We start from the raw sequence: 15685 nt of genomic DNA, 5'->3' as shown, positions 1-15685 counted from the left end.
CCGTTGACCGTCAGCTTTCGCGGAGACCACCATGCCTACCCCCACCTGCGTCTGGGATCTGAAAGCCACCCTCGGCGAGGGGCCGATCTGGTCCGCCGAGGAGCAGGCCGTGTGGTTCGTCGACATCAAGAGCCACAAGGTCCACCGCTTCCATCCGGCCAGCGGCGCGACCGCCAGCTTCGACGCCCCCGACCAGGTGACCTTCCTGGCGCCCCGGGCCGGCGGCGGCTTCGTGGCGGGGCTCAAAAGCGGCCTGCACCACTTCCACCCCGACAGCGGCTTCGCCTTCCTGGGCGAGATCGAGGACGCGGCCCTGGACAACCGGCCCAACGACGCCACGGTCGACGGCGCGGGCCGCCTGTGGTTCGGCACCATGCACGACGCCGAGACCACCCTGACCGGCGCGCTCTACCGCCTGGACGAGGCCGGCCGGCCGCTGAAGCAGGACGACGGCGTCTGCATCACCAACGGTCCTTGCGTGTCGCCCGACGGCAAGACCTTCTATCACACCGACACCCTGGAAAAGGTGATCTGGGCCTATGATCTGAGCCCCGAGGGCGAGTTGTCGAACAAGCGCGTGTTCTTCAAGCTCGAGATGGACGACGCCTGGCCCGACGGCTCGGTGGTCGACGCCGAAGGCTATGTCTGGACAGCCCTGTGGGGCGGCCACGGCGCCCTGCGCCTGTCGCCCGAGGGCGAGGTCGTGGACCGGGTGACCCTGGACGCCATCAACGTCACCAAGCCCTGCTTCGGCGGGCCCGACCTGAAGACTCTCTACTTCACCACCGCCCGCAAGGGCCTGAGCGACGAGCAACTGGCCGCCTATCCCCTGTGCGGCGGCCTGTTCGCCCTGCCCGTCGCCGTGGCCGGCCAGCCCCAGTACGAGGTGCGCCTTGACCTCCCCTAACCGTACCCCCCGCCGCTTCCGCTCGCGCGACTGGTTCGATAATCCCGACCATATCGACATGACCGCCCTCTATCTGGAGCGGTTCATGAACTACGGGATCACCCCGGAGGAGCTGCGCAGCGGCAAGCCGATCATCGGCATCGCCCAGACCGGCAGCGACATCTCGCCGTGCAACCGCATCCACCTGGACCTGGTCACCCGGATCCGCGACGGCGTCCGCGACGCCGGCGGCATCCCGATGGAGTTCCCGGTCCACCCGATCTTCGAGAACTGCCGGCGGCCGACCGCGGCCCTGGACCGCAACCTGTCCTATCTGGGTCTGGTCGAGACCCTGCACGGCTATCCGATCGACGCGGTCGTGCTGACCACCGGCTGCGACAAGACCACCCCGGCCGGCATCATGGCCGCCACCACGGTCAACATCCCGGCCATCGTCCTGTCGGGCGGTCCGATGCTGGACGGCTGGCACGACGGCGAGCTGGTCGGCTCGGGCACGGTGATCTGGCGCTCGCGGCGCAAGCTGGCGGCGGGCGAGATCAACGAGGACGAGTTCATCCAGCGCGCCGCCGACAGCGCCCCCTCGGCCGGCCACTGCAACACCATGGGCACGGCCTCGACCATGAACGCCGTGGCCGAGGCCCTGGGCCTGTCGCTGACCGGCTGCGCGGCGATCCCGGCGCCCTATCGCGAGCGCGGCCAGATGGCCTATCGCACGGGCCAGCGGATCGTCGACCTGGCCTATGAAGACATCAAGCCCAAGGACATCCTGACCAAGCAGGCGTTCGAGAACGCCATCGCCCTGGTCGCGGCGGCCGGCGGCTCGACCAACGCCCAGCCTCATATCGCCGCCATGGCGCGGCATGCGGGGCTCGAAATCACCGCCGACGACTGGCGCGCGGCCTACGACATCCCGCTGATCGTCAACATGCAGCCGGCCGGCAAGTACCTGGGCGAGCGCTTCCACCGGGCCGGCGGCGCGCCCGCCGTGCTGTGGGAACTGCTGCAGCAGGGCCGCCTGCACGGCGACGTCCTGACCGTCACCGGCAAGACCATGGCGGAGAACCTGGAAGGTCGCGAGACCAGGGACCGCGAGGTGATCTTCCCCTATGCCCAGCCCCTGGCCGAAAAGGCCGGCTTCCTGGTGCTGAAGGGCAACCTGTTCGACTTCGCGATCATGAAGTCCAGCGTGATCGGCGCCGACTTCCGCGCCCGCTACCTCAGCAAGCCCGGCCAGGAAGACATCTTCGAGGCCCGGGCCATCGTGTTCGACGGTTCGGACGACTATCACGCCCGGATCAACGATCCGGCGCTGGAGATCGACGAGCACTGCATCCTGGTGATCCGCGGCGCCGGCCCGATCGGCTGGCCGGGCTCGGCCGAGGTGGTCAACATGCAGCCGCCGGACGCCCTGCTGAAGCGCGGCATCATGAGCCTGCCGACCCTGGGCGACGGCCGCCAGTCGGGCACCGCCGACAGCCCCTCGATCCTCAACGCCTCGCCCGAGAGCGCGGTGGGCGGCGGCCTGTCGTGGCTGCGCACCGGCGACACCATCCGCATCGACCTGAACACCGGCCGCTGCGACGCCCTGGTGGACGAGGCGACGATCGCCGAACGCCGCAAGGAAGGCATTCCGGCCGTGCCGGCGACCATGACGCCCTGGCAGGAGATCTACCGCGCCCATACGGGCCAGCTGGACACCGGCGGGGTGCTGGAGTTCGCGGTCAAGTACCAGGACCTGGCCAGCAAGCTGCCGCGGCACAACCACTAGGGAATTAGGCGGCCAACACTTGCCCCCTACGGACCGCTTCGCGATCGTCTTCCCCCACAGGGGGAAGAGCTTCGCGCCATAGGCTCCGCCCCCTTTGGGGGCGGACAGACCGCGCAGCGGTCAGGTGGGGGCAAGTGGGTGTGATCCCATGCCCAACGCCTAGCCCCCGACCGCCCCGCCGCCGAAGTCGAACTGCTCGGGCCGGGCCTTGCCGCCGCCGAAGCTGTAGGTGAAGCCGAAGAACACCGCCCGCACATTGGCGCGCCGCTCGGCGCGCTCCCGCAGCCACGGCGTATCGATGACCGTCACGTCCTTGAACGCGTTCAGCACGTCGTTGGCCGTGACCACGAAGTTCAGCCGGTCGCTGACCTTGCGGCGATAGCCCAGGTTCAGCAGCGAGATCGGTTCGCGGTAGCCCTGCGGCATCAGGCGCCGGCCGGACGTGAAGCCGTTCAGCTGGAAGAAGTCCTTGGGCGTGGCCTGCCAGCTGAGGCTGGCGCGGCCCGACAGCGTCGTGCCCGACCGCTTGCCGGCGAAGCCCAGGTCGCTGGCGTCGATCTCGTTCCAGAAGGCGTTGCCGCTGATGTTGTAGCTGAGCTTGGGCGTCAGCTTGCCGTTGGCCACCAGCTCCAGGCCGCCGTTGCGGCTCTTGGCCAGGTTCTCGCGGGTGTTCAGGAACACGCCGCCGCCCAGGTCGCTGACCACGTCGGTGACGCCGTCGCGGCTCTCGCGGTAATAGGCCGTGGCCAGGTACGAGGCCGGGCCCTTGCGGTACTGCCAGCCCAGTTCGTAGGAGTCGGTGACCTGCGGCTTCAGGTCGGGATTGCCGGCCCGGTAGTTGTTGGGGTCCTGGTAGATCCGGTAGGGGTTCAGGTCCTGGACCTGCGGGCGCTGGACCCGCCGGCTGTAGTTGGCGGTCAGGGTCTGGGTCTGGCTGACGGTGTAGCCCAGGTGCAGCGACGGATAGACCCGGAAGTAGCTGTTGTCGTCCTTCTGGCCCGAGGTCACCTGGTCCGTGCGGATCTCGACCTGCTCGGCCCGCAACCCGGCCAGGGCCGTGAAGTCGCCGAACGGCCGCTCGTAGGTGACATAGCCGGCATAGACGTCCTGGTCGTAGAGGAAGCGGTTGGTGCGGCTGGGATCCACGATCTGCCCGGCCAGCGACGGGCCGCGGGTTCCATGGTTGTCGTAGTCGTTGTCGACGCCTTCCAGGTCGAGCCCGGTCTTCAGCTTGGCCTCGTCGGACATCGGACGGGTGTAGTCGAGCTTGAAGTTGACCCGGTTCTGGTCAGCGCCGAACCCGAAGGTTTCGTAGACGTCGGCGCTGGTCGCGTTGTCGATGAAGGCCTGGCTGTCGCGCTGGAAGTCGGTGACCTCGTATTCCAGGTGAGCGTCCAGTTCGTGCTCGGCGCCCTTGAACTGGTGGCGCCAGTCGCCGCTGACCGCGCCGTTCTTGCGGTCCATCTTGGCGCTGGACGCGCGGGCATAGGCCAGGGCCGGGGCGCTGGGCGGCGCGCCCAGGACCGTGAAGGTCTCTTCGCCGCCGGTGCTGTAGTCCATGCCCCGGAACCGCACCTCGCCGCTGAGCCGGTCCTTCGGGGTGAGGTTGTAGTCGATCCCGCCGCGCAGGTTCACCGCGCTGCCCGCGTTCTTGAACGCCCCGTCCTGCACGGTGTGCGCGCCGGGGTTGGCGGCGGTGGTCGTGTCGCGTTCGTCGGTCGACCAGAACTTCTGCCGGTCGTAGCGGAAGCCGGCGTCGCCCGAGAGGGTCAGCTTGCCCTTGACCAGGTTGCCGGTCACGCCGGTGTTGTAGCGGCCGTCGGGCCCGACGTTCAGCTTGAACGAGCCGGTGGCGCCGGGCTTGCGGGTCTTCTTGGTGATCAGGTTGATGATCCCGGCCGTGCCGTCGGGACGGTAGGCGGCCGAGGGGTTGGTCATCACCTCGACCCGGTCGATCTGGTCGGCCGGCATCTGCTGCAGGGCGTCGGCCTTGCCGTCGCCGTTGAACATGCTGGACGGCTTGCCGTCGATCATGATCGTCACATTGGGATCGCCGCGCAGGCTGACATTGCCCTGCACGTCGACCTCGACCGAGGGGATGTTGCGCAGGGCGTCGGCGATCGAGCCGGTCTTGGCGGTCAGGTCGTTGGCGACGCTGTAGCTGCGGCGGTCGATCGAGGTGCGCATGGCGGTGGAGTCGCTGGTCACGGTCACGCCCTCGACGGCGGTCGGGGACTCGGCCGGCTTGCCGGCGGGCGCGGGCTTGGCGGTCGTCGGCGCCGCCTGGGCCATCTGGGCCGCCTGGGCCGCCTGGGCCGCCTGGGCCAGGTTCGGCGACAGGCCCGCCACGGCGGCGAGCAACAGGACGTTCAGACGCAACGGACTTCCCCCGAAGAAACCGTCGGCGGACGCTCGCCCCCGACGCCAAGGCTAAGACGCCATCGGAGCCCGCGGGGCAAATGTCTTTTCGGCAATGTTCATGCGCAGACCCGGTGGAGGACGGATGACAACGTTGCCAATGCGTCTTAAGCCTGGACATCTTGAGGGTGCTTGCGACCTGATACCGCTAACATTAAGGTCGGGCCAACCAAGAGCCCAGAATGGGACTCGTTAGGGATCAAACGCGGCCTGCGGGCCAATCGGGGAAGACCAAAGTGGCATCAGTTTCGAGCGCCGGGCCCAGCCCTGGCATGAGCGCCGACGGCGCCAAGGTGAATATCGCCTTCATCGCCGCCATCGTGGCCGTCGCCACCATCGGCGGCTTCATGTTCGGCTACGACAGCGGCGTCATCAACGGCACGCAGGAAGGCCTGGAGAAGGCGTTCAGCCTCAGCAAGCTGGGCACCGGCCTGAACGTCGGCGCCATCCTGATCGGCTGCGCCGTCGGCGCCTTCGCCGCCGGCCGCCTGGCCGACGTCTGGGGCCGGCGCACGGTGATGATCATCGCGTCCCTGCTGTTCCTGGTCAGCGCCCTGGGCACGGGCGCCTCGCATACCTCGCTGGTGTTCATCGCCTTCCGCCTGCTGGGCGGCCTGGGCGTCGGCGCGGCCAGCGTGCTGTGCCCGGTCTACATCTCGGAAGTCACGCCCGCCAACATCCGCGGCCGCCTGTCGTCCGTGCAGCAGATCATGATCATCACCGGCCTGACCGGCGCGTTCGTGGCCAACTACATCCTGGCCCACACCGCCGGCAGCTCGACCGCGCCGTTCTGGATGGGTCTGCCCGCCTGGCGCTGGATGTTCTGGATGCAGACCATCCCCGCCGCGATCTTCTTCTTCAGCCTGCTGTCGATCCCGGAGAGCCCGCGCTATCTGGTCGCCAAGGGCAAGGACGCCGAGGCCGAGAAGATCCTGTCGCGCCTGTTCGGCGCCGGCCAGGGCGCCGGCAAGGTGGCCGAGATCCGCGCTTCGCTGGCCGCCGACCACCACAAGCCCAAGCTGTCGGACCTGCTGGACCCGACCACCAAGAAGATCCGCCTGATCGTCTGGGCCGGCCTGGTCCTGGCCGTGTTCCAGCAGCTGGTCGGCATCAACATCGTTTTCTACTACGGCTCGGTGCTGTGGCAGTCGGTGGGCTTCACCGAGGACGACAGCCTGAAGATCAACATCCTGTCGGGCGCGCTGTCGATCCTGGCCTGCCTGGCCACGATCGCTGTCATCGACAAGATCGGCCGCAAGCCGCTGCTGCTGATCGGCTCGGCCGGCATGGCCGTGACCCTGGGGATCCTGACCTGGTGCTTCTCGACCGCCACCACGGTGAACGGCGCCCTGCACCTGGCCGACAACACCGGCGTGATCGCCCTGTTCGCGGCCAACGCCTATGTGGTGTTCTTCAACCTCAGCTGGGGCCCGGTCATGTGGGTCATGCTGGGCGAGATGTTCCCCAACCAGATGCGCGGCTCGGCCCTGGCCGTCGCCGGCTTCGCCCAGTGGATCGCCAACTTCGCCATCTCGGTCAGCTTCCCGTCGATGGCCGCCAAGAGCCTGCCGATGACCTACGGCTTCTACGCCCTCAGCGCCCTGGTCTCGTTCTTCCTGGTCCAGAAACTGGTCCAGGAGACGCGCGGCAAGGAGCTGGAGGCGATGGAGGGCTGACGGCCTCTTCCCTCCCATTTTGAGGGGGGACAAGTATTTAAAAAAACGCCCGGGAGGTTCCGCCTCCCGGGCGTTTTCTTGTGCGGTTTTCGGTGCGCCGGACGTCGCTTTCACGGGCCGCCCCACGCCCGGAAAACCGCGAATGACACCGGTGGACAAGATGGTTTCCTTGTCGCTAAGTGGCCGCTAACAAGCCGTGCGACGTGCAAGTCGGGAGGAAGTTTTCATGGTCGACATCAACCGCCGCGGCGCCCTGGGCTCCCTGCTGACCGGCGCGGCCGTGGCCGCCGTTCCCGCCGCCTCCCACGCCCAGATGGGGACGCTGCCCAGCGCGCTGACGCCCGGCGCCGGACCGACCTGGGCCAAGGGGATCGAAGGCCAGCGCAAGGCCGACCTGGGCGACGGGACCTTCCTCAATCCCATCCTGGCCGGCGACCACCCCGACCCGTCGATCCTCAAGGACGGCGACAACTACTACATGACCCACTCGTCGTTCGACGCCTATCCGGGCCTGCTGATCTGGCGTTCGAAGGACCTGGTGAACTGGACGCCGGTCGGCCCGGCCCTGAAGACCAATGTCGGCTCGATCTGGGCCCCCGAACTCTGCAAGCACAAGGGCCGCTACTACATCTACCTGCCGGCCAAGTTCCCCGACAACAACACCAGCTACGTGATCTGGGCCGACAGGATCGAGGGCCCGTGGAGCGAACCGGTCGACCTGAAGCTGCCCCGCTACATCGACCCCGGCCACGTGGTCGACGAGAAGGGCGTGCGCTGGCTGTTCCTGTCGGGCGGCGACCGCATCCAGCTGGCTCCCGACGGCCTGTCGACGGTGGGCCAGCCCGAGCACGTCTACAATCCCTGGCGCTATCCCGACGACTGGGACGTCGAGGGCTTCTCGCCCGAAGGCCCCAAGGTGATGAGGCGCGGCGACTACTATTACCTGGTCACCGCCGTGGGCGGCACGGCCGGCCCGCCGACCGGCCACATGGTCATCGTCGCCCGCAGCAAGTCGCTGGCCGGCCCCTGGGAGGACGATCCCAAGAACCCGGTCGTGCGCACCACCAACAACAGCGAGAAATGGTGGTCGCGTGGCCACGCCACCCTGGTCGAGGGTCCGGCCGGCGACTGGTGGACCGTCTATCACGGCTACGAAAACGGCTTCTATACCCTGGGCCGTCAGACCCTGCTGGCGCCGGTGCGGTGGACCAAAGACGGCTGGTTCGAGGTCGGCGGCGGCGATCTTTCTAAACCCCTCGCCAAGCCCAAGGGCGGCAAGGTTGTGCCGCACGGCATGGCCCTGTCGGACGACTTCGGGGCCGACAAGTACGGCGTGCAATGGAGCTTCTTCGACCCCAAGCCGAACGAGCGCGACCGCATCAGGCGCGAAGGCGGGGTGCTGACCCTAAAGGGCGCCGGCGAGGCGCCCTCGACCGGCGCGCCGCTGATCTTCGTCAACGGCGACCAGGCCTACGAGATCGAGTGCGAGATCGAGGTCGATCCCGACACCCGCGCCGGCCTGATTCTGTTCTACGACCGCCAGCTCTATTGCGGCCTGGGCTTTGACCAGAAGAACTTCGTCACCCACCAGTACGGCATCGAGCGCGGCCGGCCGGCCAATCCGCATGGCGCCAAGATGCTGATGCGGCTGCGCAACGACCGCCACATCGTCAGCTTCCACACCAGCGGCGACAATGGCGCGACCTGGAAGCGCTTCGACCGCGGCATGGAGGTCTCGGGCTACCACCACAATGTGCGCGGCGGCTTCCTGATGCTGAAGCCTGGTCTCTACGCGGCCGGCAAGGGTTCGGCGCGGTTCAAGGGGTTCAAGTACCGGGCGCTGGCGTGATGCGCCTACTTCTCGCCGCCCTGGTCGCGACGCCCGCCCTCGCCCAGACCCCCGCCGATCCCCCGCCGTTCAAGGCGACCAAGATCGTGCTGGTCGGCGACTCGACCACGGCGGTGAACAGCGGCTGGGGCGGGGCGTTTTGCGCGACGCGGGTGACCTCGAACGTCGCCTGCGTGAACCTGGGGCGCGGCGGGCGCAGCACCAAGACCTACCGGGCCGAAGGTTCCTGGACCCTGGCTCTGGGCGAGATGAAGGGCGGTCCGTTCGCCGAGACCTATGTCCTGATCCAGTTCGGCCACAACGACGCCTACGGCCGGGCCGAGCGGCTGACCGACCTGAAGACCGGCTTTCCCGAAAACCTGAAACGCTATGTCGCCGAAGCCCGCGCGGCCGGCGCCCGTCCGGTGCTGGTCACGCCGCTGTCGCGCCGGCAGTTCAAGGACGGCAAGCTGGTCGACGACCTGGTCCCGTGGGCGCAGGCGGTCCGGGCGGTCGCCGCGGAGACGGGGACGCCGCTGGTCGACCTGAACGCCCGCAGCGCCGAGGCGGCCCGGGCCCTGGGCTCGCTGAGGGCCGCCGCCTGGGCCGAGGCCCCGCCCTCGCCCGACCTGGCCAGGGCGATCGCCGGCGGCACGACGGTGGGCGTCAAGTTCTACGAACCACCGATCCCCGGCGCCGCGCCCGTGCCGATGGATCCGCCCGGGACGGCGCCCGCGAACCCGTCGAAGTTCGACTACACCCACCTGGGGCCGGCAGGGGCGGCGGCGTGTTCGGAGATCGTCGCCGAGGAGCTGGTAAGGGCGGTTCCGGACTTGGCGCGGAACCTGGTTCGGTGACCAATAAACCGCTCATCCCGGCGAAGGCCAGGATGAGCGGATAGAGGTGGGGACACGCACAAGTGCCTGTCCCCAATCCGGGGCTACTGGGCCGGAGCCGCCGCCGGAGCCTTCGCGTCGGCCAGCGGCGGGCCGCTGAACTCGGCTTCGATCGTCACCTCGACCGCGTCGCCGACGCCCATGGTCGTGCCCGGGGCCGGGACGCCGAAGCCCATGCCGAACTCCGAACGGTTGAACGTGCCCTTGGCCGAGAAGCCGATGCGGGCGTGCGGGTCCATCGGGTGGCCGGCGTAGCCGCCGTTGAAGGTGGCGTCCAGCACCACCGGCTTGGTCACACCGTGCAGGGTGAAGTCGCCGGTGACCTTGGCGGTGTTGGCGCCGGTGACCTCGACCTTGGTCGAGCGGAAGGTGATCGTCGGATACTGGGCCGTATCGAACCAGGCCTTGCCGGTCAGCTCGTCCTTGAAGCCGGCCGGCGGGTTGGGCAGGGTCAGCGACTTGGGATCGATCGTCGCCTCGACGCTGGAGGCCGACGGGTTGGCCGGGTCGAACTTCAGCTTGGCGTCAAAGTCGCTGAACCGCGCGGTGTAGTGCGAGAAGCCCAGGTGGTTGACCTTGAACTCCAGGCTGGCGTGGGCGGGATCCAGCTTGTAGTCGCCGGCCGGGACCTTGGGCATGACGAACTTGTCCGCCGTCGCCGCGGGCGCTGCAGCCGGCGACGAGGCTGACGGGGCGGGCGCGTCGGTCTTCTTGTCGGCCGGCGGCGAACAGGCCGCCAGGGCCAGGGCGGCGGCGCCGGCGGTCAGCCAGAAAACCCGGCGCGCATGCGGACGGACAGTCGAATAGGTCATGGCGTCTTCCCTTTGTGTTGGCGGCCCGAAGGCCCGCGCGCCGTTCCCGGTCAAATCCGAGGCGCGCGATCCCACGAAGGACGCACGATGGCGCGCTGTCCCGACATGGGGCCGCTTTTTTCTCGTCACAACTTGACGTTAGGGAAGGTGTAGCGGTCTTGTCCATCGCTACGTCGACGTCCCCTGTGGAGACGGTTCTTGAGCAGTCTCGCCGCCCTAGGTCAGAAGTTGCCGGACCGTCTCGCGCAGGACCCGCGTGAGGGGCTCGCGGTCGGTGTCGGGGTGGTTGACGGCGCGGATGATCATGCCGTCGAACAGCAGGCCCACGGCCTCGCAGCGCGCCTGGAACTCGGCGTCGCTCCATTCGGGCTTGCGGCTGCGGTCCAGCATGGCCTGGGCGTAGACCCGCTCCTGCTCGTCGGCGGCCCGCAGGATCGCGGCCACCTTCGGATTGCGGCTGGCCTCGGCCAGGACCTCCAGGGTCAGGGCCGCGCGGCCCAGGTCGAAGCACTTGTCGACGGCCTCGGGAAGGTGTTCGGACAGGGCGTCGATCAGGCTGCCCGGCCGGCTTTCCATCTCGGCGAACTTCTCGCGCATCTCGGCCAGGTCCTGGGCGACGATGGCGGCGATGATCGCCTCCTTGTTCTCGAAGTAGCGGTAGATCTGGCCCACGCTCAGGCCCGCGGTCTTGGCGATCTCGGCCATGCTCGCGCCGTGGAATCCGGCTTGCCGCACGCAGTCGCACGCGGCGTCCAGGATCTGCTGGCGGCGGGCCTCAGGCGTCGGCCGCGGCGTGGTGTTGGCCTCGTCGATCATCGAAAGCTTCGTTTCCCAATTAAATTTCCGTCACGTCAAGCTGGACGGAACCCCCGAGGTTGACTTGCGACAACCTCGGACCTATGTCCAGCCCCGTTGAGAATGAACGTTCATTCTCATGTTGGTCACCAAGGGGGCGTCGTCAAGGCCGAAGGCCTGCGGCCCTGTCGCTACTGGGGTTTCTGTATGTCCTTCGACCGTTCTCGCGCCGCCCTGTCGGCGGCCTCCCTGGCGGCCATCGCTCTAACCCTGGCGGCCTGCGGCCAAGCCAAGGGCGGCCCCGGCGGCGGCATGGGGCCCGGCGGCCCGACGCCGGTCGGCGTGGTGGTGGCCAAGACCGAGCCCGTCACCCTGACCAGCGAACTGACCGGCCGCACCTCGGCCTATCTGGTCTCGGAGGTGCGCCCGCAGGTCGGCGGCATCGTCAAGGCCCGCCTGTTCCAGGAAGGCGGCTACGTGCGCGCGGGCCAGCCGCTCTACCAGATCGATCCGGCCACCTTCCAGGCCGCCTACAACAGCGCCGCGGCCGGCCTGGCCCAGGCCCAGGCGACCGCCACGGCCGCGAAGCTGAAGGCGGACCGCTACAAGGAGCTGGTCGCCATCAACGCCGTCTCCAAGCAGGACAATGACGACGCCCAGGCCGCCAGTCTCCAGGCCGTCGCCAACGTCGCCGCCCAGAAGGCCGCCCTGGAGAGCGCCCGCATCAACCTGGGCTGGACCAGGGTCGTCTCGCCGATCTCGGGCCGCATCGGCAAGAGCTCGGTCACGCCCGGCGCCCTGGTCACCGCCAGCCAGGCCACCGCCCTGGCCACGGTGCAGGACCTGTCCAAGATCTATGTCGACCTGACCCAGTCCTCGGCCGAGATGCTGAAGCTGCAGGCGGCGCTGAACAGCGGCCAGCTGGGCCGCAGCGGCTCGGCCCAGGTGACCCTGAAGCTGGAAGACGGCTCGACCTATCCGATCGCCGGCCGCCTGGAGTTCTCGGACGTCACGGTCGACCCGACCACCGGCTCGGTCGGCCTGCGCGCCACCTTCGACAATCCCAACGGCGTGCTGCTGCCGGGCATGTATGTCCGCGCCGTGCTCGGCAAGGGCGTGGCCAGTGACGGCATGCTGATCCCGCAGGCGGCCGTCAGCCGCGATCCCAAGGGTAACGCCACCGTAATGGTGGTCGGCGCCAAGGGCGCGGCCGAGCCCCGCCAGATCGTCACCACCCAGACGGTGGGCGACAAGTGGCTGGTGACCTCGGGCCTGAAGCCCGGCGACCAGGTCATCGTCGAGGGCCTGCAGAAGGTCCGCCCCGGCGCCCCGGTGAAGCCGGCCGTCATCACCGCCTCCGCCCCCGCTGCTCAGTAAGGCCGGCCCGTCATGCTTTCCCGTTTCTTCATCGACCGGCCGATCTTCGCGTGGGTCGTCGCGATCGTCATCATGCTGGCGGGGGCCCTGGCCATCCGCAGCCTGCCGATCGCCCAGTATCCCAACATCGCCCTGCCCCAGGTGTCGATCAACGCCATCTATCCCGGCGCCTCGGCCAAGACCGTCGAGGACAGCGTCACCCAGGTCATCGAGCAGAAGATGAAGGGCCTGGACGGCCTGGACTACATGTCGTCGACCAGCGACAGCTCGGGCTCGGCCACCACCACCCTGACCTTCAAGGCCGGCACCAACATCGACATCGCCCAGGTGCAGGTGCAGAACAAGCTGCAGACGGCCACCGCTTTGCTGCCGCAGGAAGTGCAGCAGCAGGGCCTGACCGTGGCCAAGTCGGCCCGGAACTTCCTGCTGATCATCGGCATGTATTCCGAGGATCCCAAGACCACCAACACCGACCTGGCCGACTACATCGCCAGCAACCTGCAGGACCCCCTGAGCCGCGTTGACGGCGTCGGCGAGGTCCAGCTGTTCGGCGCCCAGTACGCCATGCGCATCTGGCTGGATCCCAACAAGCTGGCCAGCTACAGCCTGACCCCGGCCGACGTGATCGCCGCCATCCGGGCCCAGAACGCCCAGGTCTCGGCCGGCCAGCTGGGCGGCGTGCCCAACCTGCCGGGCACGGCCCTGAACGCCACGATCACGGCCCAGTCGCGCCTCTCCACCCCGGCGCAGTTCCAGGAGATCATCCTCAAGAACAGCGCCGGCGGCGCGATCGTGCACCTGCGCGACGTGGCCCGGGTCGAGCTGGGGGCTGAAAGCTACGGCTTCGGCGCCAAGTACAACGGCAAGCCCGCCGCGGGCCTGGCCATCCGCCTGGCCCCCGGCGCCAACGCCCTGAACACCGCCGACGCCGTCAAGGAACGGGTCGAGCAGCTGTCCAAGACCTTCCCGGCCAGCTACCGGTACGTGGTTCCCTACGACTCGACGCCGTTCGTGAAGCTGTCGATCGAGGAGGTGATCAAGACCCTGGTCGAAGCCATCGTGCTGGTCTTCATCGTCATGTTCCTGTTCCTGCAGAACTGGCGCGCGACGCTGATCCCGACCATCGCCGTGCCGGTCGTCCTGCTGGGCACCTTCGGGGTGCTGGCGGCCTTCGGCTACTCAATCAACACCCTGACCATGTTCGGCCTGGTGCTGGCCATCGGCCTGCTGGTCGACGACGCCATCGTCGTGGTCGAGAACGTCGAGCGGGTGATGAGCGAGGAAGGGCTCAGTCCCATCGAGGCCACCCGCAAGTCGATGAACGAGATCACCGGCGCCCTGATCGGCATCGCGCTGGTTCTGGCCGCGGTGTTCGTGCCCATGGCCTTCTTCGGCGGCTCGCAGGGCGTGATCTACCGCCAGTTCTCGATCACCATCGTCTCGGCCATGGCCCTGTCGGTGCTGGTCGCCCTGATCCTGACGCCCGCCCTGTGCGCCACCCTGCTCAAGCCCGTCACCCATGGCGAGGGCCACGTCCTGAAGACCGACCACCAGGGCCCGCTCGGCGCCGTGACCAACCTGGTCAACCGCTTCTTCAACTGGTTCAACCGCAACTTCAACGACGTCAGCCGCCGCTATCAGGGCGGCGTCCGCGGCCTGCTGGGCAAGAGCGGCCGCTGGATGCTGGCCTATGGCGTGATCATCCTGGTGATGGGCTTCCTGTTCATCCGCCTGCCCAGCGCCTTCCTGCCCGAGGAAGACCAGGGCACGATGTTCACCCTGGTCCAGCTGCCGCCCGGCGCGCCGGAAGAGCGGACCCAGGCCGTGCTCGACACCGTGCGCAACCACTTCCTGGTCGACGAGAAGGAGTCGGTCCAAGCGGTGTTCACCGTCGCCGGCTTCAGCTTCGCCGGCGCGGGCCAGAACGCCGGCCTGGCCTTCATCCGCCTGCGGGACTTCGACGAACGCAAGGCCGCCAACCTGAAGGCTCAGGCCGTCGCCGGTCGCGCCATGGGCAAGTTCATGCAGATCCGCGACGCCATGGTCTTCGCCGTGGTGCCGCCGGCCGTGCCGGAACTGGGCACCTCGTCGGGCTTTGACTTCCAGCTGCAGGACATCGGCGGCGTCGGCCACGACGCCCTGATCGCCGCCCGCAACCAGGTGCTGGGCATGGCCGCCCAGGATCCCAGCCTGGCCGGCGTGCGCCCCAACGGCCAGGACGACACCCCGCAGCTGAAGATCGACATCGACCAGGCCAAGGCCGGGGCGATGGGCCTGACCACGGCCGACATCAACGCCGCGCTCAGCGCCGCGTGGGGCGGCTCGTACGTCAACGACTTCATCGACCGCGGTCGGATCAAGAAGGTCTATGTCCAGGCCGACGCGCCCTACCGCATGCGGCCCGAGGACCTGGACAGCTGGTACGTCCGCACCAGCACCGGCACCATGGCGCCGTTCTCGTCCTTCGCGACCAGCCGCTGGATCTACGGTTCGCCGCGCCTGGAACGCTACAATGGCCTGTCGTCGGTCAACATCCAGGGCGCGCCCGCCCCGGGCAAGAGCTCGGGCCAGGCCATGGCCGCCATGGAGAAGATCGCCGCCCAGCTGCCGCCCGGAATCGGCTACGAGTGGACCGGCCTGTCGGCCCAGGAACGCGAGTCCGGCAACCAGGCCCCGGCCCTGTACGGCATCTCGATCCTGGTGGTGTTCCTGCTGCTGGCGGCGCTCTATGAGAGCTGGTCGATCCCGCTGTCGGTGATCATGGTCATCCCGCTGGGGATCGTCGGCGCCCTGCTGGCGACCACCCTGCGCGGCCTCAGCAACGACATCTACTTCCAGGTGGGCCTGCTGACGACCATGGGCCTGGCGTCCAAGAACGCCATCCTGATCGTCGAGTTCGCCAAGGACCTGCACGAGCAGGGCAAGGACCTGGTCGAGGCCACCGTGGAAGCCGTCCGCATCCGCCTGCGCCCGATCATCATGACCTCGCTGGCCTTCGTCTTCGGCGTGCTGCCTTTGGCGATTTCCAACGGGGCTGGATCAGGGAGCCAGCACGCGATCGGCACCGGCGTGATCGGCGGCATGATCTCGGCCACCCTGCTGGCGATCTTCTTCGTCCCGCTGTTCTTCGTGATCGTCGAGCGGATCTTCAAACCCAAGCCGCGTCGTCACGACGAGGCCGCCACGACTCCGGTCGAGAGCCACTAAG

10 protein-coding genes are annotated in these 15685 nt (G+C 68.3%); 7 read left to right on the top strand and 3 right to left on the bottom strand.

The features are described 5' to 3' along the window. Positions 1-31: 31 nt before the first annotated feature. Together xylC and xylD are read left to right on the top strand one after the other, a co-directional pair. Positions 32-907: a D-xylonolactone lactonase gene (gene xylC, locus G3M57_RS06365; protein WP_163229503.1), complete on the top strand. Its 876-nt coding sequence runs from the start codon at positions 32-34 to the stop codon at positions 905-907. Beyond that, entirely contained in the window at positions 894-2675 is a 1782-nt protein-coding gene (xylD, locus tag G3M57_RS06360) for a xylonate dehydratase XylD (RefSeq protein WP_163229501.1), read from the top strand. Before xylC ends, xylD begins: the two co-directional genes overlap by 14 nt. A 159-nt stretch (positions 2676-2834) precedes the next feature. On the opposite strand, the gene G3M57_RS06355 is transcribed toward xylD, so the two are convergent. Then, positions 2835-5054 carry a TonB-dependent receptor domain-containing protein gene (locus G3M57_RS06355; protein ID WP_163229499.1) on the bottom strand — a complete coding sequence of 740 codons (2220 nt, stop codon included), beginning with the start codon at positions 5052-5054 and terminating at the stop codon, positions 2835-2837. A 275-nt stretch (positions 5055-5329) separates the two neighbouring features. Between G3M57_RS06355 and G3M57_RS06350 the strand changes: the two genes are divergently transcribed. The 3 genes from G3M57_RS06350 (at position 5330) to G3M57_RS06340 (ending at position 9454) form a co-directional block, all read left to right on the top strand. Further along, positions 5330-6769 (top strand): sugar porter family MFS transporter, encoded by a 1440-nt coding sequence (locus G3M57_RS06350; RefSeq protein WP_163229497.1) that lies wholly within the window; start codon positions 5330-5332, stop codon positions 6767-6769. Positions 6770-6995: 226 nt separating this feature from the next. Next, complete coding sequence (locus tag G3M57_RS06345) at positions 6996-8618, top strand: family 43 glycosylhydrolase (protein WP_163229495.1); 1623 nt, start codon at positions 6996-6998, stop codon at positions 8616-8618. Then, on the top strand, positions 8618-9454 hold the full coding sequence (locus G3M57_RS06340; RefSeq protein WP_163229493.1) for a rhamnogalacturonan acetylesterase: 837 nt from the start codon (positions 8618-8620) through the stop codon (positions 9452-9454). Before G3M57_RS06345 ends, G3M57_RS06340 begins: the two co-directional genes overlap by 1 nt. Positions 9455-9537: 83 nt before the next feature. Here G3M57_RS06340 and G3M57_RS06335 read toward each other — a convergent pair whose 3' ends face one another. Then, positions 9538-10305, bottom strand: a complete 768-nt coding sequence (locus G3M57_RS06335; RefSeq protein ID WP_163229491.1) for a YceI family protein — start codon at positions 10303-10305, stop codon at positions 9538-9540. Between the two features lie 216 nt (positions 10306-10521). Further along, positions 10522-11121, bottom strand: coding sequence for a TetR/AcrR family transcriptional regulator (locus G3M57_RS06330; RefSeq protein WP_056762094.1), 600 nt, complete (start codon positions 11119-11121; stop codon positions 10522-10524). A 186-nt stretch (positions 11122-11307) separates the two neighbouring features. Between G3M57_RS06330 and G3M57_RS06325 the strand changes: the two genes are divergently transcribed. Together G3M57_RS06325 and G3M57_RS06320 are read left to right on the top strand one after the other, a co-directional pair. Beyond that, a complete protein-coding gene (locus tag G3M57_RS06325; RefSeq protein WP_163229489.1) occupies positions 11308-12477 on the top strand; it encodes an efflux RND transporter periplasmic adaptor subunit in 1170 nt (389 codons plus the stop codon). Positions 12478-12489: 12 nt separating this feature from the next. Then, a complete protein-coding gene (locus G3M57_RS06320) occupies positions 12490-15684 on the top strand; it encodes an efflux RND transporter permease subunit (RefSeq protein WP_163229487.1) in 3195 nt (1064 codons plus the stop codon). Position 15685: the final 1 nt, after the last annotated feature.

The sequence above is a fragment of the Caulobacter rhizosphaerae genome, assembly GCF_010977555.1.
Lineage (GTDB): Bacteria > Pseudomonadota > Alphaproteobacteria > Caulobacterales > Caulobacteraceae > Caulobacter > Caulobacter rhizosphaerae.
The sequence above is the reverse complement of the archived record's forward strand: the minus strand, read 5'-3'. Positions and strand labels throughout refer to the sequence as shown.

Excerpts from the sequence above, each read along its gene's own strand:
- G3M57_RS06325 (WP_163229489.1), top strand. The coding sequence starts at position 11,308 with ATGTCCTTCGACCGTTCTCGCGCCGCCCTGTCGGCGGCCTCCCTGGCG.
- G3M57_RS06345 (WP_163229495.1), top strand. The coding sequence starts at position 6,996 with ATGGTCGACATCAACCGCCGCGGCGCCCTGGGCTCCCTGCTGACCGGC.
- G3M57_RS06335 (WP_163229491.1), bottom strand. The coding sequence starts at position 10,305 with ATGACCTATTCGACTGTCCGTCCGCATGCGCGCCGGGTTTTCTGGCTG.
- xylC (WP_163229503.1), top strand. The coding sequence starts at position 32 with ATGCCTACCCCCACCTGCGTCTGGGATCTGAAAGCCACCCTCGGCGAG.
- G3M57_RS06320 (WP_163229487.1), top strand. The coding sequence starts at position 12,490 with ATGCTTTCCCGTTTCTTCATCGACCGGCCGATCTTCGCGTGGGTCGTC.
- G3M57_RS06330 (WP_056762094.1), bottom strand. The coding sequence starts at position 11,121 with ATGATCGACGAGGCCAACACCACGCCGCGGCCGACGCCTGAGGCCCGC.
- G3M57_RS06340 (WP_163229493.1), top strand. The coding sequence starts at position 8,618 with ATGCGCCTACTTCTCGCCGCCCTGGTCGCGACGCCCGCCCTCGCCCAG.